Annotated in this window: 25 protein-coding genes; 11 read left to right on the top strand and 14 right to left on the bottom strand. The window is 42.1% G+C overall.

Translation table 11 applies throughout. From position 1 onward, the window contains the following. Positions 1-2: 2 nt before the first annotated feature. The 9 genes from JWG44_RS06280 to JWG44_RS06240 all read right to left on the bottom strand — a co-directional run bounded on the left by JWG44_RS06280 (position 3) and on the right by JWG44_RS06240 (position 10,697). Complete coding sequence (locus JWG44_RS06280; protein ID WP_205274121.1) at positions 3-434, bottom strand: MaoC family dehydratase; 432 nt, start codon at positions 432-434, stop codon at positions 3-5. An 18-nt stretch (positions 435-452) separates the two neighbouring features. Further along, the gene (locus JWG44_RS06275; RefSeq protein WP_205274120.1) at positions 453-2,078 is read right to left on the bottom strand and encodes an acyl-CoA dehydrogenase family protein; all 1,626 of its coding nucleotides are present in this window, start codon (positions 2,076-2,078) and stop codon (positions 453-455) included. A gap of 1 nt (position 2,079) precedes the next feature. Next, positions 2,080-3,975, bottom strand: coding sequence for an AMP-dependent synthetase/ligase (locus JWG44_RS06270; RefSeq protein ID WP_205274119.1), 1,896 nt, complete (start codon positions 3,973-3,975; stop codon positions 2,080-2,082). Between the two features lie 492 nt (positions 3,976-4,467). Beyond that, on the bottom strand, positions 4,468-6,513 hold the full coding sequence (gene ligA / locus JWG44_RS06265; RefSeq protein WP_205274118.1) for an NAD-dependent DNA ligase LigA: 2,046 nt from the start codon (positions 6,511-6,513) through the stop codon (positions 4,468-4,470). An 18-nt stretch (positions 6,514-6,531) separates the two neighbouring features. Continuing rightward, positions 6,532-7,503: a M23 family metallopeptidase gene (locus tag JWG44_RS06260; protein ID WP_205274117.1), complete on the bottom strand. Its 972-nt coding sequence runs from the start codon at positions 7,501-7,503 to the stop codon at positions 6,532-6,534. 44 nt (positions 7,504-7,547) lie between these two features. Further along, positions 7,548-8,933: a cytochrome P450 gene (locus JWG44_RS06255; protein ID WP_205274116.1), complete on the bottom strand. Its 1,386-nt coding sequence runs from the start codon at positions 8,931-8,933 to the stop codon at positions 7,548-7,550. A 313-nt stretch (positions 8,934-9,246) separates the two neighbouring features. Then, positions 9,247-9,606 (bottom strand): hypothetical protein, encoded by a 360-nt coding sequence (locus tag JWG44_RS06250; protein WP_205274115.1) that lies wholly within the window; start codon positions 9,604-9,606, stop codon positions 9,247-9,249. A 19-nt stretch (positions 9,607-9,625) separates the two neighbouring features. Next, positions 9,626-10,135 carry an RNA polymerase sigma factor gene (locus JWG44_RS06245; protein WP_069605840.1) on the bottom strand — a complete coding sequence of 170 codons (510 nt, stop codon included), beginning with the start codon at positions 10,133-10,135 and terminating at the stop codon, positions 9,626-9,628. A 7-nt stretch (positions 10,136-10,142) separates the two neighbouring features. Beyond that, positions 10,143-10,697 carry a Spy/CpxP family protein refolding chaperone gene (locus JWG44_RS06240; RefSeq protein ID WP_205274114.1) on the bottom strand — a complete coding sequence of 185 codons (555 nt, stop codon included), beginning with the start codon at positions 10,695-10,697 and terminating at the stop codon, positions 10,143-10,145. A 165-nt stretch (positions 10,698-10,862) separates the two neighbouring features. Here JWG44_RS06240 and JWG44_RS06235 point away from each other — a divergent pair, with 165 nt between their 5' ends. Together JWG44_RS06235 and JWG44_RS06230 are read left to right on the top strand one after the other, a co-directional pair. Beyond that, entirely contained in the window at positions 10,863-11,555 is a 693-nt protein-coding gene (locus JWG44_RS06235; protein ID WP_205274113.1) for a SanA/YdcF family protein, read from the top strand. Positions 11,556-11,702: 147 nt separating this feature from the next. Then, the gene (locus JWG44_RS06230; protein WP_205274112.1) at positions 11,703-12,044 is read left to right on the top strand and encodes a DUF4180 domain-containing protein; all 342 of its coding nucleotides are present in this window, start codon (positions 11,703-11,705) and stop codon (positions 12,042-12,044) included. A gap of 29 nt (positions 12,045-12,073) precedes the next feature. Here the strand turns inward: JWG44_RS06230 and JWG44_RS06225 are convergent, their stop codons facing one another. After that, complete coding sequence (locus JWG44_RS06225; protein ID WP_205274111.1) at positions 12,074-13,030, bottom strand: GDP-mannose 4,6-dehydratase; 957 nt, start codon at positions 13,028-13,030, stop codon at positions 12,074-12,076. A gap of 85 nt (positions 13,031-13,115) precedes the next feature. Between JWG44_RS06225 and JWG44_RS06220 the strand changes: the two genes are divergently transcribed. From JWG44_RS06220 to JWG44_RS06205, 4 genes are read left to right on the top strand one after another with little or no spacing between them, the layout of a single operon-like run. Further along, positions 13,116-14,120, top strand: a complete 1,005-nt coding sequence (locus JWG44_RS06220; RefSeq protein WP_205274110.1) for an LIC_10202 family protein — start codon at positions 13,116-13,118, stop codon at positions 14,118-14,120. Continuing rightward, positions 14,117-15,175, top strand: a complete 1,059-nt coding sequence (locus JWG44_RS06215; RefSeq protein WP_205274109.1) for a glycosyltransferase family 4 protein — start codon at positions 14,117-14,119, stop codon at positions 15,173-15,175. The genes JWG44_RS06220 and JWG44_RS06215 overlap by 4 nt, the downstream gene beginning before the upstream one ends. Further along, positions 15,172-16,221: a glycosyltransferase family 4 protein gene (locus JWG44_RS06210; protein WP_205274108.1), complete on the top strand. Its 1,050-nt coding sequence runs from the start codon at positions 15,172-15,174 to the stop codon at positions 16,219-16,221. Before JWG44_RS06215 ends, JWG44_RS06210 begins: the two co-directional genes overlap by 4 nt. Further along, positions 16,205-17,509 carry a glycosyltransferase family 4 protein gene (locus JWG44_RS06205; RefSeq protein ID WP_205274107.1) on the top strand — a complete coding sequence of 435 codons (1,305 nt, stop codon included), beginning with the start codon at positions 16,205-16,207 and terminating at the stop codon, positions 17,507-17,509. Before JWG44_RS06210 ends, JWG44_RS06205 begins: the two co-directional genes overlap by 17 nt. Before the next feature lie 293 nt (positions 17,510-17,802). Here JWG44_RS06205 and JWG44_RS06200 read toward each other — a convergent pair whose 3' ends face one another. Together JWG44_RS06200 and JWG44_RS06195 are read right to left on the bottom strand one after the other, a co-directional pair. Further along, positions 17,803-18,618, bottom strand: coding sequence for an inositol monophosphatase family protein (locus tag JWG44_RS06200; protein WP_205274106.1), 816 nt, complete (start codon positions 18,616-18,618; stop codon positions 17,803-17,805). Then, complete coding sequence (locus tag JWG44_RS06195; protein WP_205274105.1) at positions 18,615-18,929, bottom strand: YkvA family protein; 315 nt, start codon at positions 18,927-18,929, stop codon at positions 18,615-18,617. Before JWG44_RS06195 ends, JWG44_RS06200 begins: the two co-directional genes overlap by 4 nt. Before the next feature lie 74 nt (positions 18,930-19,003). Between JWG44_RS06195 and JWG44_RS06190 the strand changes: the two genes are divergently transcribed. From JWG44_RS06190 to JWG44_RS06175, 4 genes are read left to right on the top strand one after another with little or no spacing between them, the layout of a single operon-like run. Then, positions 19,004-19,870, top strand: a complete 867-nt coding sequence (locus tag JWG44_RS06190) for a 5'-methylthioadenosine/S-adenosylhomocysteine nucleosidase family protein (protein ID WP_205274104.1) — start codon at positions 19,004-19,006, stop codon at positions 19,868-19,870. Then, entirely contained in the window at positions 19,842-20,879 is a 1,038-nt protein-coding gene (locus JWG44_RS06185; protein ID WP_205274103.1) for an SPL family radical SAM protein, read from the top strand. Before JWG44_RS06190 ends, JWG44_RS06185 begins: the two co-directional genes overlap by 29 nt. Further along, positions 20,876-21,634: an SDR family NAD(P)-dependent oxidoreductase gene (locus JWG44_RS06180; protein WP_205274102.1), complete on the top strand. Its 759-nt coding sequence runs from the start codon at positions 20,876-20,878 to the stop codon at positions 21,632-21,634. The genes JWG44_RS06185 and JWG44_RS06180 overlap by 4 nt, the downstream gene beginning before the upstream one ends. Before the next feature lie 16 nt (positions 21,635-21,650). Further along, complete coding sequence (locus JWG44_RS06175) at positions 21,651-22,493, top strand: carbon-nitrogen family hydrolase (protein WP_205274101.1); 843 nt, start codon at positions 21,651-21,653, stop codon at positions 22,491-22,493. Here JWG44_RS06175 and JWG44_RS06170 read toward each other — a convergent pair. After that, positions 22,462-23,400: an RluA family pseudouridine synthase gene (locus JWG44_RS06170; protein WP_205274100.1), complete on the bottom strand. Its 939-nt coding sequence runs from the start codon at positions 23,398-23,400 to the stop codon at positions 22,462-22,464. The genes JWG44_RS06175 and JWG44_RS06170 overlap by 32 nt on opposite strands. Positions 23,401-23,536: 136 nt before the next feature. Between JWG44_RS06170 and loa22 the strand changes: the two genes are divergently transcribed. After that, positions 23,537-24,124, top strand: a complete 588-nt coding sequence (loa22, locus tag JWG44_RS06165; RefSeq protein ID WP_205274099.1) for an OmpA family outer membrane lipoprotein Loa22 — start codon at positions 23,537-23,539, stop codon at positions 24,122-24,124. A gap of 128 nt (positions 24,125-24,252) precedes the next feature. On the opposite strand, the gene JWG44_RS06160 is transcribed toward loa22, so the two are convergent. Next, on the bottom strand, positions 24,253-25,740 hold a 1,488-nt coding region (locus tag JWG44_RS06160; RefSeq protein ID WP_205274098.1), incomplete at its 5' end, for a hypothetical protein.

Genomic DNA, 25,740 nt, shown 5'->3' with positions numbered 1-25,740 from the left:
AATTAAGAATTCGACTCGGGTGGAAGAACTTTACATTCTCCTTTTCCGATCGTATCGCCCTTTTGGTTGGTCCAGAGTATTTTCATCTCTACCATTTTTAATCTTTCGACTTTCGATTTTACTTCCACTGTACATGTAATCGTATCGCCGGGATAAACCGGTTTACGAAACTTAGTTACGGTTTCCAGGGCGACGGTTCCCAAACCCGGAAGTTTCATTCCTAAAACCGGAGCAAGCAAGGAAGCGGCGAGACCTCCGTGTGCGATTCTGGTTCCGAACATCGTAGTTTTTGCATATTCTTCATCAACATGAAGCGGATTAAAATCCCCGCTGATTCCTGCGAAAAGATAAATGTCGGTTTCCGTAATCGTCTTTGAAAAACTCGCCTTATCGCCGATTTGGATTTCTTTGTAGGATTTCCCTTTTTGATACATTCAAAATTCTCCGTTTATTTAGGCAGAAACCGCAGCGGCGCCGAGAATCCCTTCTTTTAAAAAATCGATACAATTTTCGATTTCTTTTTCCGGGACCGTCAAGCTCCCGAAAGCTTTTAGAAGATCAGCCACGCCGTTTTGATCCAATTCTTTAAGATAACCGATTCCTCGAATATAACGCGCGGTCAAATAATATGCAAGAATCTGAATGTCTCTTTCCTTATCCGAAACCTTATAGTGATTGTTGTCTTCCATCAAGTCCCAAACGCTCAATTTAAGAATGGTAGTCAGCGTCAAAAGATCCGCGAAGCCGAATTCTAAAGGTTGTCTTTTTTTTCTTTCAGGATTTTCCCCAACGGTTTGAATGAGTTTGTCCAGTTTGGAAATCAGATCTGCAACGGGAGTATTTTTCGTTTTTTTCTCGGATTCGATTCTAGTTTTTTCGGAAACGGCGCTTTCGATGATATTCTTAAATTTATCATAACCGCCATAACTTGCCGAAATAATACTTCTTTGTACTTCCGAGGTTCCGCCGCCGATAGTTCCAAGTTTAACGTCTCTGTAAAGTCGACTTACCGGAACCTCCCTCATATATCCCATTCCGCCGAAAATCTGAACCGCATCCGAAGCGACTTCTTCGGAAACTTCGGAAGCGTAAACTTTTACGATCGAGCTTTCCATAGGAAGACTTACATCGGGTTCGGAATCTTTTTTGCGAGCTACAAAATAAATCACTCTTCTTGCCGCGCAAAGATAAGCCCAAGTCCTTGCTATTTTTTCCTTCATCGCAAAAAAAGAAAGAATCGGTTTCCCGAACTGATGCCGATTCCAAGCGTATTGTAAACAACTCTCGATCGAGTATTCCATTCCACCCATCAAAGCCGCGAGAAGAACGGTTCGCTCCCATTCTAAGGTGGCCTTTCCGATTCTTAAAAAACCGGAGTTGAGAGGACCGAGCAAATTTTCTTCGGGAACAAACATATCTTCAAAGGAAAGTTCCGCAGTCGTCGATGTATTATGGCCTAACTTTTTTAAAACTTTGGAAACTCGAAATCCTTTCATATTCGATTCTACGATAAAGGCGGAAACTCCCATCGGACCGCGAGACTTTGTAGTACGTGCCATTATAATAAACACTTGGCCGATCGGACCGTTCGTGATATACATCTTGCTTCCATTGATAATAAAACCGCCCTGCGTTTTTTCGGCAAACGTTCTCATACCAGCGGCATCGGATCCGGAATCCGGCTCGGTCAAACCAAGACCGGCGATCCACTCGCCGGAAGCGAGTTTCGGTAAATATTTTTTTTTCTGCGCGTCGGTTCCTTGAAAAAGAATCGGAAGGGTTCCGATGATCATATGAGCGCCCCAAGAAAGACCAAAACCGGAATCCAGCGAACCGGCGTTAAACGCTTCTTGCGCCAAACAACACTGAAAACAGGTTCCACCTTGTCCTCCGTATTGCTCCGGAAGAGGAATTCCGAGCAAGCCCATGCTCCCCATTTCTTTCCAGAGTTCGTTATCCCAAGTGCAATCCTCGTCTCTTTGTTCCACGGTAGGAAGCGCTCTTTCTTTCGCGAATTCCTTTACCGTAATATAAAAATCTCTGTCTTCACTTTCTAAATATGGGTTTAAAAACAGCATGTTACTTGGTTAACTCCGTTACTTCTTTTTTAAAATTCTCTAATATTTCGTTTCGTTTCATTTTTAAGGTCCGAGTCATTTCCTTATCGGGATCAAACGGCCGAGGAACCACATAAAAAGCGTTTTGTGGAATCAATTCGAAAGCTTTAAATCCGCCTTTTCGAGAAATTCTCGTTGAAATTTCTTTCTTAAAAACTTCACGGATCTTTGGATTTTGATTCCACTCCGCCGGATCCTCTGGAATTCCTTCCACCTCAGTTTTCATTCTATCAAAATCCGGCACAATTAACACAACAAGATGTTTGCTTTCATGTCCCGTAACCATAACCTGATTGATAAATGGAGAATTGAGAAGTTGATCTTCGATCGGAACCGGTTCTATATTCTCACCTCCCGCCAAAACGATCGTATCCTTCGCTCTTCCCGCAAAGGAAAGTTCCCCTCTGTAATTCACGCGCATGATATCGCCCGTATCAAAAAAACCGTCTTTGTCAAAAACGACTTCGTTGAGTTCGGGACGTTTATAGTATCCCATAAGAATTTGTTTGGATTTGAGCCAGAGCGTCCCTTTTTTAGAACTTCCCTTCGGAATCGGATTACCGGACTCGTCTTTCAAACGATACTCATATCCTTCCACCGGAACTCCGACCGTACCAGGCGAAGGTTTTTTTGGATTCCGAACCGAGGTCACGGCAGAAGTCTCAGTCATACCATATCCTTCGAGTACGATAAGGCCGATTGCGGATAAGAATTTGTCTACGATGCTCGGAAGCGCGCTGCCCGCCGATACGGAGACCCGCAATCTTCCCCCCAGAGCCTTATGAACGGAGGAAAAGATTAGAATCGCAAAAAGTTTGAGCGGAGATAGAAACGCGAGCTTAGAAAGGGCAAAGAGTCTTCTCGTAATATCTCTGAAAAACTTAGGTCTTTCGATTTGAAAGTCGTATCCAAAGAGGATCGATTTGTTAAGCGACCAGATCATTCCTACTTTCAAAAAGAAATGAAACAAAACTCTTTTAAACGCAGATTCCTTGGAAACCTTGGTCATGATTCCGTTGTAAAGAGATTCCCAAATTCTAGGAACCGACGGGAATAAAGTCGGACGAAAATCGCGAAGGTCGTCCTTTAAAGACGTAATATTAGAAATTAAGAATGTAGCTCCCAGTGCGACGGTGCAATATTCGATCGCTCGCTCGAACGCGTGCCAAGGCGGAAGCAAACTGACTCCTGAATCCTCCGAGGTCAGACCCGTGAAACGAACGACTTTTTCAATCGCCGAAATCCAACCGGTTTGATTGAGCATCACTCCTTTTGGAGCTCCTGTTGTTCCGGATGTATAGATAAGAGTCGCAAGATCATCCGAAGACTTTTCTTTCAAACGATCGCGGACCGCGTTCGGACGACTTTTCAGATATTCCCTTCCGGATTGAATTAAACTCAGAACACTATCGGATCCTGACTTCAGTTCTCCATTCTCATCTTCTAAAACTAATACTTTTTTGATTCCTGGAATTTGAGGAGCGAGCTGGATGAGTCGAGCCTTGTCTTTCTCCTTCTGAACCAAAGCGTATCTGCTTTCGGAATGGTTGACGATATAGAGAATATCTTCGTCAACGACGTCGGTTCCTCTCGGAACACAAACCGCGCCGGAGCTGATGATCGCCAAATCCGCCAAAAACCAGTTTACGCTCGAATCACAAAGATAAACAATCTTATCCTCCTTTGTAATTCCTTCGGCGATAAGACCCGCAGTCAAAGCGTCGACTTGGTCCTTAAGAGCGGAAAAGGTTTTTCCTTGAATCCCATTCGCAGTTCTCTTACAAAACGTTTCTTTATTAGGAAAACGCCGCGCCGAACGTTCCAGCAGATCATATAAATATTTCAATTCAGTCTCCAAAACCGTTCCCCTTAAAGAAAGAATATTCTCTTCCGGCAGAAAGAATAGAAATCGAAGTCAGCCTATCAAGTTCTTTTTGTGAAACTCGTTTAAATTGAAACAGAATAAACGAATGTTCATTTTTTTAAAATGAACATTAAATCAAAAAAGAATAAAACCGACAAAAGTCGGTTTTACAACATGGAAAGGAGATTTTTGCGAAAACTAAAGATCGATTCGAGAAGCGGTATTGAAACAAATCGAGAAAACCCTTCCCGAAACCAGCCGATCGTCCCGATTCAGAAATTAAAACGGACTTCGATTTTAAAAAGAATGAGGAAACGATTTTTAGAACAAAACCCGATTCTTCATTTTGAAACAATAGTAAGTAAAAATTTTAAAACTGAAAAGGTGGAACGGTAATTTAATCGGAAGATCAGTATCTATTTCTAGAAAGAGAGAAACGATATCGAACGAGAAAATAAACCAGGCTTTTTCCAAAGAAGGGGAAACTCAAATCGTATTTTTAAAATCAATTCCTTCCGATTTTAATAGATCAAGAAACTGATTTTCATCATAGACGGCAATTCCAAGTTCATTCGCTTTTTCTAATTTAGATCCGGCCCCCGGACCTGCCAAAAGGTGAGTCGTTTTAGAACTCACGGCGCTTACCTTTCTTCCTCCGTAATAGACGATCAAATCCATGGCCTTATCTCTCGGCTGAAAGTTTTCAAATGAACCCGTCACACACCAAGACTGACCGGCGAAAGGTTGGCGATCTGCGACCCGAATCGGATCCGCTTTCATTTTGAGTCCGGATTTTTTCAGTCTTTCAATCAACTTTAGAATTTTCTTATCTACAAAATTCTCCCCAAACGCTTGAACCGTGGAAGGGCCAATACCGGGTATTTCCAGCAACGATTCGATTTTCTTTGAATCCTTAGCGATTGTTAGAATTTGATCCATAGAATCGATTCCGTGTTCGATCAAAAGTTCGGTCACTTTATGGCCGATTTCGGGAAGACCGATGGAAGGAAGAACAAAACGAAAGTCTTTTTGTTTGGATTCTTCGATTCCCTTCAGGATAATCGATACGCTCTTTTCTCCAAAACCTTCTTCTTCCATCAGTTTTTCTTTTTTATCTTTCAGTTCGTATAGATCCGCAATGGATCGAATGTAATCATGATCGTATAAAAATTCGATTTGTTTGTCACCAAGTCCTTCGATGTCCATTTGTTTTCTTTGACAGAAAAAGATGATTCCATTCTTAACCCGATCCGGACAATCCGAGTTCGGACAAAACAAATCAACTAAACCGTCTTTTTTGATCGTCTTCGTATTGCAGGAAGGACAACGATCGGGAATTTTGAAAACGTCCTCGCCCGGAGTTACGACCTCTTCCACAGCGGGAATTATCTCTCCTCTTTTGGCGACTCTTACGAGTGCACCGATTCCGACTCCGAGTTCGTCGATATAGTCTTGATTGTGTAAGGTGGCGAACGTAACCGTAGTCCCGGCTAGGTTGACCGGTTCGATTTCAGCCCTCGGAGTGATCTTCCCCGTACGACCGACCGCGTAAGTGATATCTACGATTTTACTTTCCTTCATCACGGCGTCGAATTTATAAGCGCGAGCCCAACGCGGAGAATGGGAAGTATAACCCAAAGCTTCTCTCTTTGAAATGTCATTCAGTTTGATGACAAGTCCGTCCGTTGGAAAACCAAGAGTTTCCTTTCTCTTTTTAAAATCCTTGATCGTCTTTGCGATCTTAGAACCGGTCACATAAACTGTATCCGGCGCCAGAGGAAACTTCAGCCTTTCCAACTGAGAAAGAATTTCCTGGTGGGTTTTCAGTTTCTTAGTTTGGTTCGGGAACGTTGCGTCATAAGTAAAAATTCGCAGCGGTCGTTTTGCGGTATCCGAAGAATTTTTCTGTTTGATCGATCCTGCGGCCAGATTTCGCGGATTTGCGTATTTACCGGAAGAAAGCTCGTTAAACTCTTCGAAGTCTTTATAGGTCATAAAAACTTCGCCTCGCAAATACACACTCGTCGTATCCGGCAAACGAAGCGGGATATTTCGGATCGTTCTTATATTATCGGTTACGTCGTCTCCGATTCCTCCGGAACCCCTTGTTACGCCGTTTTGCAACATTCCATTTTCATAATATAATACGATCGAGGCTCCGTCGATCTTCCATTCCACTGAGTAGATTCCTTCCGGATCGGTTTTGTTTACCCAATCCAAAAGTTCCTCGTCGTTATATGTATTGATCAAAGAAAGAACTGGAAGTTTGTGTTGGAACTTTTCAAAGTCCTTATCCAAGTCCGATCCGACAACCAAGGTCGGACTCGCCGGATCTTTGAGTTGAGGAAATTGTTCTTCGAGATCCTGTAATCGACGAAAAAGTTTATCGAATTCAAAATCGGAAATCGTAGCGTGATTCTTTACGTAATAAGAATGCTGATGAAGGCGAACTTCCTCCATCAAACCGGCTATTTCTTTCTTAGCCTCTTTCTCGGAAAGAGATTTGTCCACAGTCTCTTTTTTCTTTGCCATATCGAATTTGAATCGGGTTTAATAAACGGGAACTTTTAGGAATTCCATCGGATCGGTACGATTGGATTCTCCAAGCCATACTTCATAGTGTAAGTGCGGACCCGTGACGTTTCCGGTGGATCCGACCGTTGCAATCAAATTTCCTTTTCGAATCTGTTGTCCGTCTTTTACGAAAATTCTAGTACAATGACCGAAAAGGGAAAAATAACCGTTTGCGTGTTGAATGACGATATGATTTCCGTACCCACGATTCGAGTAGATCACGCGGTGAATTTTACCGTTCCCAGTCGCGTAGATAGGAGTTCCCGGAACATTCGCAAGATCGATTCCATCGTGATATTCCATATAACCCGTTGTAGGCGAACGTCTTGTTCCGAAGTAAGAAGTCAGGTTATAAGAATAAAGAGGCTCTCCAAAAGGAAGCGCGTCCATGATATCGTATCTTGAATTGAGAAAGTCGTAAACGCTGTCCATCAAAGGTCGCTGTTTATCCATATAAACTCTTGCGGTGCGATAGCCGTAGATTTCGGAGAGATAACTTCTTCCCAACATCAAGTCCTTATCGGCGGCTTCTTCAGTTTTTAATTCTGCGAGAGCGATCGTTTCGATATCGGACTCATCGGGAAGTTTTAACATCTCGTCTCTCTCTCCGTCGACAAGAGAATAGATTTCTTCCAAACTTTCCGTAAGAGCCAGAAAGTCGTCCTGAACGCCTTCCAACTGTTCGGAGTATTCGATGTATTCGTCGAAGTATTTACCATAAACCTGCGCAAGAGCGTTGATTTGTTTTCTGGTATTGTTGTATTTTACGATTCCGAAGACCGCAATTCCTAAGATCGAAACCAAAAGGCTGAATAAGAAGAAGATCGTAAAAACCGATATTTGAAAATGAAATGATTTATCGAATCCATGAGGGATCAAAAGTACCGTGAGCCGTTGATGACCCTTTTCCTTTACTTGATCCAGTCGTTTGCGGATTTCCTTTTCCATGGGAATAGACTCCAGATAAAGAGTCTATTCCGGGGAAGTATAGGTCAAGTGGAAACCAGATCCATCAACATTCCATGTTTCGGTCTTAATGTGACTAAAGGTTCCAATTCGACTTTATGTCCTGGAACGGGCTTTAGATCGTATTTTCTCGCGATCATGCTTAGGATGAGAATCCCTTCGGTCATCGCAAATACGTTTCCGATACACATTCTCGGACCGCCGCCAAACGGGATGTAGGCATATTTGGGCCTTTCTTTCGAGTTTTCTTCGGAGAATCTTTCAGGCCAAAACTTTTCGGGTTCCGTCCAAAAACGCGGATCTCTGTGAATCGAATAGATACAAATCGAAACGTTAGTTCCCGGAGGAACCTTGTAACCCCCGACCTCGTCCCAACCTAGGGACGATCGTTCGACGGTCCAAGCCGGCGGAAAAAGACGCATCGATTCTTCCAAAACCATTCTCGAATAGGTCAAGGCTCCGACGTCTTCCAAAGATGGAATTTTATCTCCCAGAACATTCTTCGCTTCGGCTTTGAGTTTGGAAAATACATCCGGATGATTTGATAAAAGATAAAAAGCCCAAGTGAGCGCGTTTGCAGTTGTTTCATGTCCCGCGAGAAGAAGTGTGATCGCTTCGTCTCGAACCTGTTCAACGCTCATCTTTTCACCGGTCTCTTCGTCTTGAATTTCCAAAAGCATGCTGATCAAATCGTTGGAAGGATTTTTTCTTCTCTGATCTATCAATTCATAGATGACTTCGTTCATAGATTCGATCGAATTCCTCAGTCTTCGATTTCCCGGAAGCGGCCAGTGAATCGGAGGTGGAAAAACCATCGTCAATCGTTTTGTGACTTCCTGCATCGCGATCTCTACGTTCTTCGCGATGATTTCGGAATATTCTTTTACGTCGGAGCGGAACAAGGTTTTTCCTACGATCGCAAACGTGAGTCTCATCATCTCTTCGGAAAGATCGACTCGGAGAGTTCCGTTTTTTTGTCTGGATTCCCATTCTTGAAAGATGTTCTGTGTTTCTTCCGCCATAATATGAGTAAATTCTGATATTCTCTGACGATGAAACGCCGGTTGAATCAGCCTTCTCTGCTTTTTCCAAAAATCTCCTTCGGAGGTGAGAAGTCCTTTTCCGAGGATTCTTTTCAATTCATCATAGAATACGCTTTTATGATAGTTACCGCTGTTTTCCTGAAGAACGTGACGAATGTCTTCCGGACTCTGAATCATAAAAATTCTCGTTTTACGGATTCCGAACAAAACGACGTCTCCGTGTTTTTTCTTCATGTCTTGGAAGAATCCGATGATGTCTCTTCGCATTCGATATAAGTGACGAAGCGCAAAGAAGCCGTAAGAACCGGGAGGAGATTTGATTTTTTGTGAGTCTTTTTCCGGGGAAAGACTGGAGTTTAACGAAAACATTGGATTCTCCAAGTTTGATTTTTTTCCGGATCGAACCGGACTCCAGCCGAGACACTTCAATAGAAGAATTTGATAATTCTAATATTACTTTCGATTTTTATTTGAAACGCGCCCCAAAACTTGATTATACTTTATCAGAAAAATCAAACTACAGGGTTCTGTCCCGGTTTTGGGACAGGTTATTATAACAAGGGATTTGAATTCCTATTTTTTTCGAAACCCAAATCGCATTTAACACAAAGGAATAAACCGATACAATCGAAAAACCGGAATCTTTCCGAACTTCTTTTGATTTCCTTTTGTGAACCAAGAATTACCTTCGATCTAAGGAAGCCTCGATCAAAGTGTCCACATCCAAGGAAACGGGCATCGTAGTCGATTCTTCCTCTTTGAAGAATATGTTCTTCGCCTTTGATTCCGCTTCCGCAGTCGTTCCGTAAATTTGTTCCTGAACCCAGGAATGCAGTTCGTTGCGGGCAACGCTGTTTTGATCCGTTTCAAAAAAAGCGAGCCACACGATGGAACTCGAAAAGAACGCGGATAAAAATGTGACCAACGCCAATTGAATCATCTTCCATTTGCGTTTTTTATAAACTCCGTCACAGATTTTAGAACTCCAAACCTTACTACAAAGCCTGTCTGAAATTTCTTTTTCGAATCCGTTCGATTTCATGTTTTCTTTATCCTATCTCTCACTTCTCAACGAATATTTTTTTCAACATCTGTTTTCCACGGAACGCTCGGGACTTAACCGTTCCTTCCGGAATACTGAGTTTTTCCGCAATCTGTTGTTCTTTGTAACCTTCTCCGACCAGACTCAATACGGATTTATACTTCCATGGTAACATCGCCAAAAGATCTTTCAATTCAAAATCGGTGAAGCTCGCGGAAGCTGCCTCTTTTTCCTGGATAGAATGGTCTTGAATGACTTTTTCTTTCAGCTTGCTCGCGAGCGCCGTTTGTCTGGAACGTTTTTGATTCATTCTCAGGGATTCGTTTCTTGCGATCGTATAAAGCCAAGTGCTCACTGCGGAATCACCGCGAAACTTATTCGCGGAAAGACTTTTGTAAGCTCGGAAATAAGTTTCTTGTACGACGTCGTCGATCGAGTCGTGAAATTCTTCGAATAAGTTTTTCTTAATCGCGGACAAGACGATATGTTTTGTCGAATCGATTAGCTCGGTAAATTCTTTCTGGTCCATGAATACCTCAGTGTAGGATTCCCTGTATTGGTAGTATAATTCTTTCCGGAGAAAAAAGATTCACCGGAAATCCGTTTTCTTGCCGTGTAGAAGGCTCTTTGATTTTAGACTTTTGGTCCCGGGTTAATATTTTTTCAATAGCAAGACGGTGAGAGATCTGATTGATTCTGATTTCGGTAGTATATCTTCCGATTTCGATCAAAAGTTTTCTGATCTTCGTTAAGTCGACGTTAGGCTCCATCAAAAGCCCTTCAAGTTCGATTTCGATGGGGGAAATTTTTTGAAGCCAGCGAAAATGGGCCTGTTTGTGTTTCTCGTTGATTTTCGAAATCTCGTCCAATTGTTGTTCCGAAAGAGCAAACCTTTCCCGAACCGTGTCCACGTTTCCGAAGACCAATCCAAAACTTCTTAACTGGCGAATCGGCGCCAATTGCCGAACCGGAGCCGGAGTATTGGAATCCGTTCCGGAGCGAAGCCCCATCAGTTCTTGGGAAAAAATAACCGCCGGCGCAAGAAAGCAACCGGCGACGGTCATTCTGACAATTGAATTCAGGAGATTCATGAGGTATTTGCTCAAATTATAAGACCCGTAACCCGAAGGTTTGTTTCCTGTTTCGAAATTTTTTACCGGTTCGCGTCCGTTGGAAAGAAAAAAAGGAGGTTCGTCGTTGAATTTGGCTTGTAAGGGACTAAAAAAACAATCCTGATTTTGACGGATTATTACTTTGTGTTTCGCCTAAAATTCTTTAAAAAACCTAAATTTTACGTCTGGTCCGGATTTGTTCTGTTTCTTCTCGTAGCCGCCCCGATCGCCATCGATTTCAGTTTTGAAGAATCGTATCTTCACACCGAAAAATTCCAAAACCACAGATCCGCAAAACCTGCGACCGTCGCCGTCGTACCGGGCGCTTCGGTTTACAAAAACGAACCTTCTCCCGTTTTGAAAGATCGATTGGATTGTGCTCTGGAATTGTATCATCAAGGAAAGGTTCGCAAAATTCTTCTCTCCGGCGATAACGGCTCGATTTATTATAACGAAGTAAAACCGATGCTTCTCTACATTCTTAAAAACAAAGTGAATGAAAAGGACATATTCGTGGATCACGCCGGCTTTCGAACGTTAGACACGTTGGTCCGCGCGAAGGAAATTTTTCAAGTCAAGGATCTGATCTTCGTAAGTCAGAGAGTTTATCAACCGAGGGCCGCTTTTCTCGCAAACAAAATCGGGCTCAAATTCCAAGCTTTCGAAGCGGATAGAAGAATTTATACAAGCGGACCTTTTAGTCGATTTCGCGAATTTTTTGCGCGCACTTTGGCCTGGGTCGATATGAATCTATTCAAAACAAATCCTAAATATTTGGGGGATCCGTTTCCGATCGAAGGAAGCGGAATCAAAACCTGGAAAGGTTCAGTCCTTTAATTTCCGATGTTAAGAAAATCTTTAGAAAAAGTTCATTCTATAGAATTATAATATTACCTTTTTCGAAAATAGAATCTATAAAGTTAGTGTATCAAATACCACCGAAGGAAACGATATGGACTTTGATTCGATTGCAAAGGAAGAATCATGAAAGAGATCGACACACAAAACGGAAAGATTGCGTTTTTCGACGAGGAGGATCTGAGAATTGCGGATGCGAATTCTTTTTTGGAACTAGTCTATTCCGCGGAAGCCGACACGTTCGCTTTCAATCGTGTGAGTTTCCCCGATTCGTTTTTTGATTTAAAAACCGGATTTGCCGGCGAAATTTTGCAAAAAACTTCCAATTACAAAATCCGTCTTATCATAGTCGGAGACTTTTCGGAATACGATTCGAAAAGTTTTCAAGACTTCGTTTACGAAAGCAATCGGAACGGAAAAATTATCTTTTGTGATCGTTTGGAAACGGGGATCGCTTTGTTAAAGTGAAAAGGGAAAGTATAAAAAATTCTTAATTCTCAGATCTGAGTTCCGACCCAATGATAGACGTCGCGAATCGTATCTTCCAATCCGAACCGGGGAGTCCAACCTAACTGTTGCAGTTTGAGATTGTTTCCTGACAGACGTCTCATCTCGGCCGCGCGAAACCGGGAAGGATCCACTTCCACCGAAATTGGTTTGTCAGAGGCAGCGATGATCCGGTCGAGAACGTCCCGAATCACGACTTCTTTTCCGGAACAGATATTGTAAATTTCCCCTGGCTTTCCTTTTTCGGAAAGAACACGATACGCGTGTACGACGTCTCTCACGTCGAGAAAATCCCGAGTGGAAGTCAAATCGCCGACCAAAATTTTTCTTTCACCTTCCGATTGTTTGGCGGATTTCCAGACTTGGGCACAAAAATTCGGAATCACAAAGTTTAAACTCTGTCTCGGACCGGTATGATTGAAAGGTCTCGCAATCACAACTTCGATCTCCGGAATCCAACGATGGTATTGAAGGCAATAAATTTCCGCACAAGATTTGGAAGAAGAATACGGATTGAGCGGAGCCGGATTTACGGATTCCGAAACGGGAAGAACCGTTTCGGGAACGTTACCGTAAATATCCGAGGAGGAAATATAAACAAAACGAACTTTCTTTTTTAAACCGCGGAGGGCTTCTAAGATATTCAACGTACCGTGTACGTTGATCTCCAAGGTTTCGCCGGGATCTTCAATCGACCTCGGAACAAAGGGTTGTGCGGCGAGATGGAAGACGGCGTCCGGAGAAAATTCTTGGATGATTTCTCGAACCTGATTTCCGTTTCGAATATCGCAAATTGTAGAACGATATGTTCTTGGAAGCTCGGGATCGTCCTCCAGATTTGGTCCGGGAAGAATTCCGATTCCCAAAAATTCCGAATAAGAATCCTTAAGCTCTTTCAGCAGGTAAACACCTACAAACCCGGCGGCTCCAGTAATAAGGCATTTCATAGAATTCTTGGTTTTCCGTAAAAATACTGTTGTTTTAGAAAATGAATAAAAAACAATCGAATAAAATTCTCTCTCCCTTTGCCGCATGGAAGATAAATTTCAGGAACTATTCGAAATCAGAGATTCCCGGATCAACGTCCGGGAAATTATGGAAGAAATAGAATCCAAACTCAAAAAGAATCCTTCCACAAAAGAAGAAATCGATAAACTCACACATTGGAAATTCTCTCCTCCGAGTCCGGAAGGTTATGGAGATTTTGATCCTGCGGAAATCGCTCACCTTTTTGAAAAAGGAATCGCAGCTCCTAAATTCTCCAATCCAAAACTTTGGTTTGTACGCGGGCCTTTGAAATGGCTTTTGATACGCTTCGCGGAATTCTACTCGTTCCTAGACAAAAAACTTTCCGAAAACAGGACGCGCGCGTTTTACAGCGTTCTTCACGAATTGATTCTGATCCGTTCCGAAAATCAAAACCTCAAACGTAAGATGGAATCCTTTTATTCCGAATTTTTAGAATGGAATCAGGCCATCGGAAAAGAAGTACGTCCGGAATTTCTTTGGGCGAACGAAAATCTTTATTCCGAAGACACGATCGAAGAAAGCGAAACTTTTCTTTTGGAATCGATCGATCCTTCCGAAAACGTTTTGATCCTTTCTCCGGGTTGGGGAAAAATTCTAAAACAACTTTTGAAGTTGGGGGCTCGGTTCGATTCCGTGACTTGGAACCGCTCCTGCGAGGAATATATCCGCGCTTCGATTACCGCCAAAGTCGTCTTGGAAGAACCCGGTTCCATTCCTGTGAACTGTTCAGAATATTCTAAAATTATAATATCTGAAAATCTTTCGATTCATCCTCACTGGCTGATAGAAAAAGCGCTCCGTTCTTTGAGCCGTAACGTTTCCTCCGGTACTGAGATTCGTTTTCGATTCTCCAATGAAAACTCGAACTACCCTTCCCCGTTTTTACCGCTGAGACTCACAAGAATCCAGGAACCGTTGATTCGAGACTATCTAAAACAATTAGGTTTTAGAAATATAATTGAAAAAAAATCGGAAGACGGATTCACAATTCTATCGTTTAGAAAATGAAAGTCTATCAGCACGTTACAGAGTTCCGGGACGGAGACGGAATCGGAAACGATATCAAAGGTATTTCCAACGTATTAAAAACATTAGAAATTCCGAATTCGATTTTTTGTCTTAAAAATCTATCGAAAGAGAACTTCGAGGTTCAGGTTCACCCGATCGCTCAGGAATTCAAAAAGGAAGACTTTCACATCCTGAACTACGGCGGATGCGGTTATCCTCTCGATTGGTTTCGCGATCTTCCCGGTAAAAAAATCATTCGTTACCAAAGTTTTACACCTGCGGCCTACTTTAAGAATTTTGTAAGTCCTGAAATTTACAATACGCTCCAATTGGAGGAAAAACGTTCCCTATTAGAGCTTTATTCTCTCAAAAACGAAACCGATCTCTTTTTACCTTCCTCGGAATTCAACGCGGAGTTTTTACACTCCTTGGGAATTGAAAATAAACTCGTTCTTCCGATCGTAAGAAAATACAAAATCCGGGAAGGAGTTCCGAAAGACAAAAGGGAAGTTACGATCGGTTTTATCGGAAGAATTTCTCCGAATAAAAAGATGGAAGACCTTTTGGAGCTCCTTTCATCCATTCTCAAATTCAGACAAAACGTCCAGCTTCTGATCTGTGGAAACGTATCTCCCGTTTTCGAAGAATATTATATTTTTCTTAAGAAACTCGTTTTACAGAAACGATTGATGGGCCGCGTTCAAATTCGTTTGAATGCGAATGACGCGGAGATGGAATCGTTTTTAAACTCGATGGATTTTTACGTTTGTATGAGCGAACACGAAGGATTCAATATTCCGGTTTTGGAGGCTTTCGGCGCCGGAATTCCGGTGATTTCCTTTTTTGCAGGTGCAACTCCCGAAACTATGAAAAACGGCGGAATTCTTTTTAAGAATAAATCCTCCGAATCCTTGACCTTACTCGCGGCTTTGATCGATAACCTCGTCGAAAAAAGAAAACTAAGAGAACAAATATCCCAGACGGAAAAATCAGTCATCGAAGAATACAATCGTTTTCCTTTTGAAAATATTTTCAAAGAGCGGATATTAGTATGAGATCCGTTCAACAATTTTCCGCGGGTTTCAATCCCGGAGATGCGATCAGCAACGAGATGCTGGAGATCCGCAACTATTTAAGAGAATTGGAATATAAAGGAGACATCTATTCCGAAAACATAGGCGCTTCCAAACTTCCCTTCGTAAAAAAATACAAAACTTACAACAAATCTTCGAAAGATATTCTCTTCTATCATCATTCGATTCACTCCGGCGTTTTTGATTTTCTGAGGAGTTTTCGGTCTCCGAGAATACTTATCTATCATAACGTTACTCCTCATCACTTTTTTGAATCCTACGATCTTAAGATGAGTTATCTTTTAAAAAAAGGAAGAGAAGAACTCAAAGAGATGAAGGATCGATTCGATCTTGTTTTCGCGGTTTCCAAATTCAATCAAGCGGAACTGGAAGAATTAGGATTTCAGAATGTCGGGATTCTTCCGATCACGTATCAATTATCCCAGTCAGTTTCAAAAACCGAAAAGGTCGCGACTCCGATCAAAAAAATTCTTTTTGTAGGAAGGATCACTCCTAACAAAAGACAAGACGATCTCATCCGTCTCGCGCACGCATACAAAACTTTATATTCGGATCAATTTCAATTCTATCTCGCCGGATTCAGTTCTAGGGAACTTTTTCTTTATAGGGAAGAATTGGAAAGAATGTTGGACTTTTACGATCTCAGGAAGAACGTTTTGATTACGGGATTTCTTTCGGATAACGAATTGAACCATCTCTACCGGGAAGCTGACGTTTTTGTTTCCATGAGCGAGCACGAAGGATTTTGTGTTCCCTTGATCGAAGCGATGGTTCATAAAATTCCGATTCTCGCGTATGCCGGCGGCGCGGTTCCGGAAACATTAAACGGAGCGGGTGTTCTTTTTAAGGAAAAGAAGTTTCCGGATTTGGCGGTCTTACTCAATAAAATTTTGACAGATTTAGAATTTAAGAATCGGATTTTAAACGGACAAGATTTGCGTTTGGAAGAATTTAAGAATATGGAATCGAAATCCGTTCTAAGGAAAACGATTGAAAACCTCTCTTAAAAAAATCGCGGTTGTTTCCCCCATCTTTTCGGACCAAGTTTCGGGGGGTTCGGAAAAACTGATCTTTCAGTTCGTTGAATTATTAGCGAAAGATTTCGAAATCACAGTTCTTACGACTCGAAGCCTCGATTATGTTTCTTGGAAAAATTCCATTCCGGTTCGAGAAAATTACACGATTCAAGAAGCTAACAATCTTTCAAAACCGGTTTGTGTCGAAGAACGAACTTCCTCCCTCGGAGGAACGTATAAGGTTCTCCATTTTACCGTGGAAAAGAGAAGAAACATCGATAAGTTCAACCGCCTTTCTAAGAAGATCTTAGAAGAGCCGTCTTTTCAAAATCGGGAAAACGTAAATCACTGGATCGAAGAACAAGGCCCCTTTGTTCCGGAGCTGATTCAGTTTATCGAATCCAGAAAAAGTGAATTCGAAGTTTTTTTCTTCGTAAGTTATCTCTACTATCCTCTCGTTTTCGGTTCTCCACTCGTGGCGGAGAAGTCGATCATCATTCCGACGTTTCACGACGAAGCTCCGGCACATCTTCCGATTTATAAGGAGGTTCTCACGGATTTGAGCTCTTACTCGTTTAACACTCCCGAAGAATTGGAAGTTTTTCGAAACATCCTCGGATTCGCTCCGAGTACATATTCGATCACCGGGATGAATCTGAATCTGGATAAGAATACGTTAGCCTCCGTTTCGGAGAACCGTTCGAATCCTAAGAATTCGTCTACCGATAAACAAGATCCATTCTTATTGTATGTCGGTCGCGTGGATTTGGGAAAGGGCTTTTTAGAAATGGCCGAATGGTTTTTGGACTGGAAAAAGAATTCGGAACTTCCTCATAAACTCAGGATCGTCGGCAAAATCGCCTCTAAAATTCCCGCTCGAATATTAGAAAATCAGAATGTAGAATTTTTAGGTTTTGTAGAGGAAAAAAGAAAAATCAAACTCCTTCAAAATTGCGCTTGTCTGATCAATTCTTCGCCTCTGGAAAGTTTTTCCATCGTTTTGATGGAGGCCTGGTTGGCTGAAAAGCCGGTTCTTGTAAACGGAAAATCGGACGTTCTCAAAGGCCATTGTTTGAGAAGCAACGGAGGTCTGTTTTATTCCGATAAAAAAAGTTTCTCAGCGACCATAAATTACATCCTCGAACATCCGAACGATTCTATGGAGATGGGGAAGAATGGAAAACGATACGTCGAACAAAACTTCAACCCGGACATCGTTCGTGAAAAACTTCTTCGTCTGATCGATAAGACCATTCAAAAAAAATACGCCGGTCTTTGATAAACGAAGTTAGCCGGCTTTTTAGAATCGAAAACTTTCCTGTCAAAAAGAACGTTTTCGAACGATTCTATGCAGATGGGGAAGAATGGAAAACCATACGTCGAAAAAAACTTCAGTCCGGAGTTCCTACAAAAATCCTTCCGCAAAAATTGCTTGAAATCCGACTTCAAGTCCGATCGAAAGAAAAATTCGATAAGTCGACTTTTAGAAATCTTAAGAATCCAATCAATCATAGAACATTAGAAATTTAGAATGTATTTTTATTCGACTCCGTAAAAAACATCTTTCGACTTTTAAGTTAAATCGTGAAGATATTCGCTCATACCCGCTAACATTTTTTCGTGGAGGATTCCGTTGCTCGCTACCAGATTCGGAATATAAGGCGTAAAAATATTTCCGTCGTAAGTGGAGAGTTTGCCACCCGCTTCGCTCAGGATCACGGAGGGCGCGGACATATCCCAAGGTTTGAGACCTTCTTCCCAGAAAGCGTCGAATCGGCCTTCCGCAGTCCAACAAAGATCCACACCCGCAGATCCCGTTCTTCTAACACCTCGAGTTTTGAGTAAAAAATTTCTATAATAGAACATCAGTCGGTCGATCTTTTTTTCCCGATCATAGGGAAAACCAGTACAAAGAAGCGATTGTTTTAGGTCTTTTGTTTTAGAAACGTGGATTTGTTTTTTATTCTTAAAAGCTCCGAAACCTTTTCTCGCGTGATAAACGTCTCCGGTTCCCGGAAAAGGAACTATGCCCATCACAACCTCTCCCGTTTCCTGATTTTCCAATCCGATACAAAGACAATACAAAGGAAGACGATGCGAATAATTTACGGTTCCGTCTAACGGATCGATGATCCACTTGAAGATCGAAGTCCCTTTTTTATCGGTTCCTTCCTCGCCAAGAATACCATCAGAAGGAAACATTCTTTCAATTTCGGATATGATTCTTTCCTCCGAACCTTTGTCCGCCTTCGTTACTAAATCGATTTCTCCTTTATAAGCGATTCCAAGATCGTTTTCTTCCTGAGTCTCGGCTAAAAATTCCATGATCTTGGGGACAAAGTTAAGGAAGTGATCGTATCTGATTTTAATTTCGTTTTCTAAACTCATTCTATCTCCAGCTTCTTTCTCGCTTTTTCGCGATGTTCCGCACGAATTGCGGATTGAACACTTGCCAGTACGGCCGCAATCACTCCCGCGTCATCCAGAAATCCGGCGCCGGGAATAAAATCGGGAACTGCGTCCAAAGGGGAAATAAAATAAGCGAGAGCTCCCGCGATGATAAGTTTTGTCCTGAGAGGAGTTTCAGGATCCATCATGGAATAATAAAGCGCGAGTAAATCTTCCGTAAACGGAATCTTGGAAACCACGGACTTTAATTTCGGCCAAAATTCTCTTTTTACTTTTTCGATCAGATCCATAAAGTCTCCTTTTCCAATTGGAAAGTGATTTCTCTCTTGTCCCAAATTCTGCTTCCAGGTATCAAGAAAGAAAGATGATTTTTATTTCCACAGCGCTTTTCCCGGAAGCAAAACCTTTGATAGAATCTCTTGGGCTCAAAAGTCTCAAGGGAAAATCCGCGTTTCCGGTCTATCAAAATGAAAATTATACGTTGGTAGTTTCCGGAATCGGAAAAATTTCCTCGGCCATCGCTACTTCTTTTCTTTTAAGCGGATTTGAAGACGCAATTCAAGAATCTTCTTGGATCCTTAATTTTGGAATCTGCGGCTCTTCAAAGGAATACGCAGCCATCGGAGAATCTTTTTTGATCCACAAAGTCGCGGACTGGGGTTCCGGAAAAAATGTTTATCCGGATCTTCTTTTCAAATCCCCTCTAAAAGAGGCGTCCCTTGTAACGGTGGACAAACCCGTTTTTGAAAACGAATCGTCCGAGCACAAAAACACGTTAGTCGACATGGAAGCTTTCGGATTTTTTCAAGCCTCAAAAAAATTCTTCACTTCCGATAAAATCCGAATCGTAAAAACGGTTTCCGATCATTTTACAAAATTGGAATCTTCTTCGGAGTCGAATTTCTCTAACGTAATCTCGGATAGAATCCAATCGGCTCTTCCTGATATTCATGCGATTTTAAGAATCCCGATCGTAGCCGAGAGAAGAATATTACTCGACGAGGAAGAATTGAAAACACTCGATTCTTTAATAGAATTCCTTCGTTTATCGGAAACGGAAACGATCCAACTCAAAGATTGGATGCTCGGTTATAAAATTAGGACCGGAAATTCTTCCGAAGACGGACTAAAATTCTTAAATCAAAACTTCGGTTCGGAAGTTAACAAGGTAAAAACGAGAGAAGAAGGTAAAAAAGGATTGTATGAGCTCAGACAATTTTATCAGTCCTAAACGTTTTTCTCATATATACTTGGAGGAATCCGCAAAGGATCATCCGAAGACAAAGGAGATTCTTTCCAAGTTTCCGGATTCTATCGTGATCCCCATAGATTCTTACAAGGAAGTTTTTAATCCTTCTTCCCAAAGTTTTCAAATACAGAAGAGAAGTCCTAAACTCATTTTGGCAAAAAGAAAGGAGCAGTTTTTGTATTCAGGCTCCGGAGTAGCTCCCGATTTCGGTTATCAATTTTTCTATTACAACGCGTTGGTTCTCAATTGTCTTTACAATTGTTCGTATTGTTATCTGCAAGGAATGTATTCTTCCGCAAACTTGGTGGTCTTCGTAAATAACGAGGATTATATCCAAAAAACCGAAGAACAGCTAAAACTATCCAAACCACTTTACCTCTGCATCTCCTATGATACGGATCTCTTAGCCTTGGAAAACACATTAGGATATTGTAAAGAATGGATTTTGTTCGCAAATTCAAATCCGGATCTGATCGTAGAATTGAGAACCAAAAGCGCCAATTTTAAATCGATTGCCCGTTTAAAGCCGACCCCGAATATCATTCTTGCGTGGACTCTTTCTCCCGAATCCGTAATTAAAAAACACGAACCCTTGACTCCAAGGCTTTCTTCGAGATTGAAAAATATAAAGGAGGCCTTGGATTCCGGTTGGCAGGTGCGTCTTTGTTTGGATCCGATTTTGGCGATTCCGGATTGGAAAAAAGTTTATTCCGAATTCGTTCAACAAATCTTTGAGGAGATCGACGGAAACCGATTGAGAGAAATCAGCCTTGGAGTTTTTAGAATGAACTCCGATTATTTTAAAAATTCCAAAAAGAGAAGACCGGATTCTTATTTGTATTATTTACCTATGGAAACTCACGATTCTATCAAATCTTATCCGGAAGAATTGGAAAAAGAAATGTTTGTCGAAGTTGAAAAGGAACTGATTCGTTTTGTTTCCAAGGAAAAAATTCATAGATTGGTTGCGAGTGAGATGGAATCAAAATGACTGAAACTTCAAAAGCGAACGGCTTTTCCGCAATCGTAACCGGATCTTCCAAAGGAATCGGACAAACGATTTCTGAATTCTTAATTTCCAAAGGATATCGTGTGATCGGAATTGCAAGATCACTACCGAACTCGCTTCTTTTAAAGGATTCTTCTTTATATCGTCATATCCAAATGGATCTTTCCCAAACAATGGATGTCGCACTACTTCCGGGTTTTCTCAAAGAAGAACCTCCTTTGAAAGTGCTCGTAAACAACGCGGGTTTTGGAAATTTTTCTCCACACGAGGAGATTCCGATCGAAGAATTGGAAAGAATGCTTCTTGTGAACTTCGTTTCTCCGATTCTTATCACCAAATTGCTGTTAAGAGATCTTAAGAAGAATGAAGGCTGGATCTTTCAAATTCATTCCGTCGCCGCAGTCAAAGAATCCGTGAGAGGCGCGGCTTACGCCGGAACAAAGGCAGGACTCCGACATTTCGGATTAAATTTGTTTGAAGAGATTCGGAAATCGGGAGTCAAATTAGTAAGCATCAATCCCGATATCGTGGATACCGAATTCTACGATCGCCTCGATTTTGGGAAAGATGAAGATTCCGGTTCTTTTCTTTATGTCGAAGAAGTTTTAAACGCGTTCGAGTTTGCATTCAGTGGAAGGGAGAATCTCGGTTTTACGGAAATTACGATCAGGCCTAGATTCCATAGAATTTCTAAAAAACCGATTCTTCGAAAACACGAGAGAGATTTTGAATCGTGACAAATGAGGTAAAAAAATGAATCCGGGAGAATTGAACGTAGCGCTGGTCCAGTGCGACCTTTCATGGGAAAATCAGGAAGCGAACTATGATCACGTTCGAAATTTGATTCTTTCCACTCTTGATAAAAAAAAAGAGGAAAGACCCGATTTGATTCTTCTTCCGGAAACCTTTGCTACCGGATTTACGATGCGGTCGGAAAGAATCGCCGAACCCAACGATGGTCCGACCGAAACTTTTTTAAAAAAAATCGCTAAGGAAACCGAAGCTTATATCTGCGCCGGTTGGATTCGAAAAAATCCGGAAGGAAAACCGTTCAATACGGTAAGCGTCGTAAAGCCGGACGGCGGTATCGTATTAAGATATTCTAAAATACATCCGTTTACTTTTGGAGGAGAGGATCGACACTATTCCTCCGGATCGGAAATTCTAAGCTACGATCTCAACGGTTTTCGAATCACTCCGTTTATCTGTTATGATATCCGATTTCCTGAAATTTTTCGAAGGGTCGCAGGAGAAACTGATATTTTTACGATCCATGCAAACTGGCCGATCCCGAGAATTCATCACTGGGAACTGATTCTCAAAACGAGGGCCATTGAAAATCAGGCTTACGTTTTTGGAGTGAATCGTATAGGAATCGCCGGTTATAACAAGAGCGTTCATCACAACGGTCATTCTCTTGCGGTGGCGCCTAACGGTGATTTTACGGATGCGGGCGATGAGGTGGAAACGATTCTTTTTTACAAGGCAGAAAAAAAATCGATTATAGAATACCGTGAGACGTTTCCCGTTCTGAGAGATCGAAAAGATCCGGAAACGATAAAAGTCAGATCATCGGAGCGTTCTTCTCAAATCTAAGAAATCTTTCAGTCAAAGGAAGATCGGCTTCGATCCATTCTCCCGTAAACGGATCTTTAAATTTTAAGAAGAAGGACAATAATAGAAGTCCGTAAGATTCGAACTGAGCGCCCGCTCTCGAATACAATAAATCCCCGACGACGGGACATCTCTGACTCTGAAAATGAACTCGGATTTGATGGGTTCTTCCCGTTTCCAATCCGACTTCCACAAAACTGAACTTTCGCCCCGTCCTCGAATTGATGTATTTTAGAACTTTATAATGAGTTACGGACCTTCTTCCCTTTGGAGAAATCGTCATCTTGAGTCTTTCCACCGGATGACGGGAAATCGGAAGATCGATCGTTCCAGATTCTTCCGGTGGATGACCTTGCACCCAAGCGTAGTATTTTTTTTCGATTTCCCTTTTGCGAAAGAGTTCGGATAACTTTCCATGAGCTCGATCGTTTTTCGCGATGAGAATCAATCCTTCCGTCGGTTTGTCCAAACGATGGACGATCCCCGGCCTTGCCTCACCTCCGGCTTTGGAGAGGTCCTTGAAGTGATAGAGAAGTCCGTTTACGAGACTCGGAGAACGATCCCCTGGTCCACTGTGACTGGCAATTCCCGCAGGTTTGTGAATGATGAGAAAGTCCTCTCTTTCTAAAATTACCGGTAAGGACATCGAAACCGGTTCTAAATTCAAAGGCGGCCTTGGAGGAACTGAAATGGAGAATTGTTCCCCTTCTTTCACTTTAAAAGAACTCTTATCTTGAATTCTATCGTCTTGATTCCGAACATAACCGGATTCTATCCATTTTTGAATGGATGCACGGGAGACTTCGTCTCCAAAAGAGAGTTTCAGAAATCGATCGAGACGATTTCCTGAAAATTCTTCCGTAACCTCTGCTTTCAGTTCTAAGTTCATTGAATTGGGGAAAGGATCCAGATTTTTACTGCACGCGTTTTTAGCACTCTAAAAAAACAGTTTCCATTTTCCTTCCTAAGCCTTAATATGACACACTGAAACCCAAAACCCCTTAGATCTAAGGAAGGATAGAAACATGGTCAAAAAGATTTTGAATCTGATTCTGCTCGGTGCAATTGCATTTTCTTTCACTCTTTGCTCCTCCGCTGAAAAAAAAGAAGAAGCTCCTGCTCCGGAACCAGCTCCGCAAGAGCAAAATGCCGCTGCAAATAGAAGTGTTGATGTAGATTCTCCGGAAGCGATTGCTGATTCTTTGAACGAAAAGTTGAAAGAATTCAGATATCCAGACGGACTTTCTCGTCCAGGATTCAGCTATAAGAAAGCCGACGTAAACGCTGGAGATTTCAGCGAGTGGTCAAAAGTAAACGCTCCAGTGATCAAAGAAGGTCTTGGAAAACTTCCTGATAGCTACGCTCTTGAAATTACAGGACATACCGACGCGGTAGGACCTGAACAAGCAGAAGGTGACAAAAAAGGTAACATTTTTTATTCAGAACTTCGTGCAAACGCCGTAAAACAAGCTCTGATCAAACAAGGAATTCCTGCGAATCGTATCACTACGAAAGGCGCCGGTTCTTCTGAGCCTGTTTCCGGTTTGGATGCAAAAGATGCAAAAAACAGAAGAGTAACCTTCCGTTTTGCGACGTCTGCTCCACAACAATAAACAAATCAATCAGAATTCTGATTCAATAAAGGCGATGAGAAATCATCGCCTTTTTTATCGTCTCAGAAGAATTCAATTTTTCTAAAATTCTTTTTTTCACCTTCGTTTCAATTCATCGAAGTATTGATTTACAAAACCCTCTTTGCAAAAACATAAGGAAAAGCGGATAAACCGCGAGGATCCGTAGTTTTGCCTGTGCGAGGATTTCCGTTGGATCCGTCCGGTTTGGCTTCTTTTACGACATGTTGTCCCATTGGGCTGGCGGAATAATCTCCTCCCTGAATATAGCTCCTTGAAGAAGTGATGTCTTGGCTCATAATATCCCCACCGATTGTAGTATGGAAATGTCCCTGAAATCGATCTCTTCTCCGCAAACCGCCGATCCACTCACTATCAGCGTCCATAACACCAACGAACCCTCGTCCTTGCATTGCAAAGTGCCGAACCTGTGTAGTCACCGTAGTCCCTGGGACCACATCCGGAATACGATGTTTATAAAATCTTAACTTCACACCAGATAACGATCCGCTCGAGTTGGATGCTGAACAAGAAAAACTTATCATACGACTGACGGTGGATAATCCGGTAATTGCTAAAGTTGCATTTAACGGAATCCCGCCGATGGCCTGCATAAGAGTTCCCGTCATCCAATGAGTGAAAGAGCTGTGGACCAGATTGTCCTCCGCTAAAGCATCAATCATCTTTTGACACGCTGTAGTATTTGCAAATGTAACGGTCAGAACGTTACTCGCAATTGAATAACTGATCGCGTCAAAGTCGGTCACGTTTGTTCCGAGGGGATCGTAGCGAAAGGGCTTGTTCAACCAATAATTCACCAAGTCGGGCATTCCACCAACTCCACTCGCCTGGATCAACTGATCCGGGGAAGCCAAACAAAACGCAGGAAAATCTGTCGAAGGAACTCTTAAATCGTCCAACCAAAACATCTCCCCTAAGAATTTTCTTTCTTCCTTAAAGATTGACTCAACGAAATTCTTAAAGAAGAGATACACTTGATTGATCGCCTTTACCAGCTTCAGCGGATTGTTTGTATCCGGATTGATCGCAGCGACAATATCCGTATGAAGATCGGTTACAAGTCCGGTCTTAACCGCGCTTGCTTGTTTTTCCTCCGTAATTTCATTGTCTCGGATTCGATGACCTTTGAGGCCACGATAGGACCTTAAATCGGCGCCGAGAGTAACAACGCCGGAAATATTTGTCGAGATCGATCGAAGCGGAATGTCTCCTTCGATGAGCGCGCCTTGTCTAGCAATGATTTCAAAGGAATTGTCCCTCCATACAATCGGTCCGTCGTTCGGAACATTGGAAGGATTGTTCGTTTCAGTTTCTTGGAACTTATGACGAATTACAATTGTACAAACGGCATTGGCGGGTACCAAAATCCCAACGGTCAGTGGAACTTCGATTCGTTTTCCATTCTCATCATAGGCGATCAAAGTGTCGGTCAAATCCACTCGATTCGGATTCGATCCGACCGCAATTGTTCCACCGACATCTACACCTGCCCCAAACGCATCCAGATCTCGATCTATAATCTCTTGTGATTTAGATTCTTGTTCCTTCCTCCAGTCTTCCGGAAAAACTCTTTTACC

It is taken from the genome of Leptospira ainazelensis, from assembly GCF_016918785.1.
GTDB lineage: Bacteria > Spirochaetota > Leptospiria > Leptospirales > Leptospiraceae > Leptospira > Leptospira ainazelensis.
The sequence above is the reverse complement of the archived record's forward strand: the minus strand, read 5'-3'. Positions and strand labels throughout refer to the sequence as shown.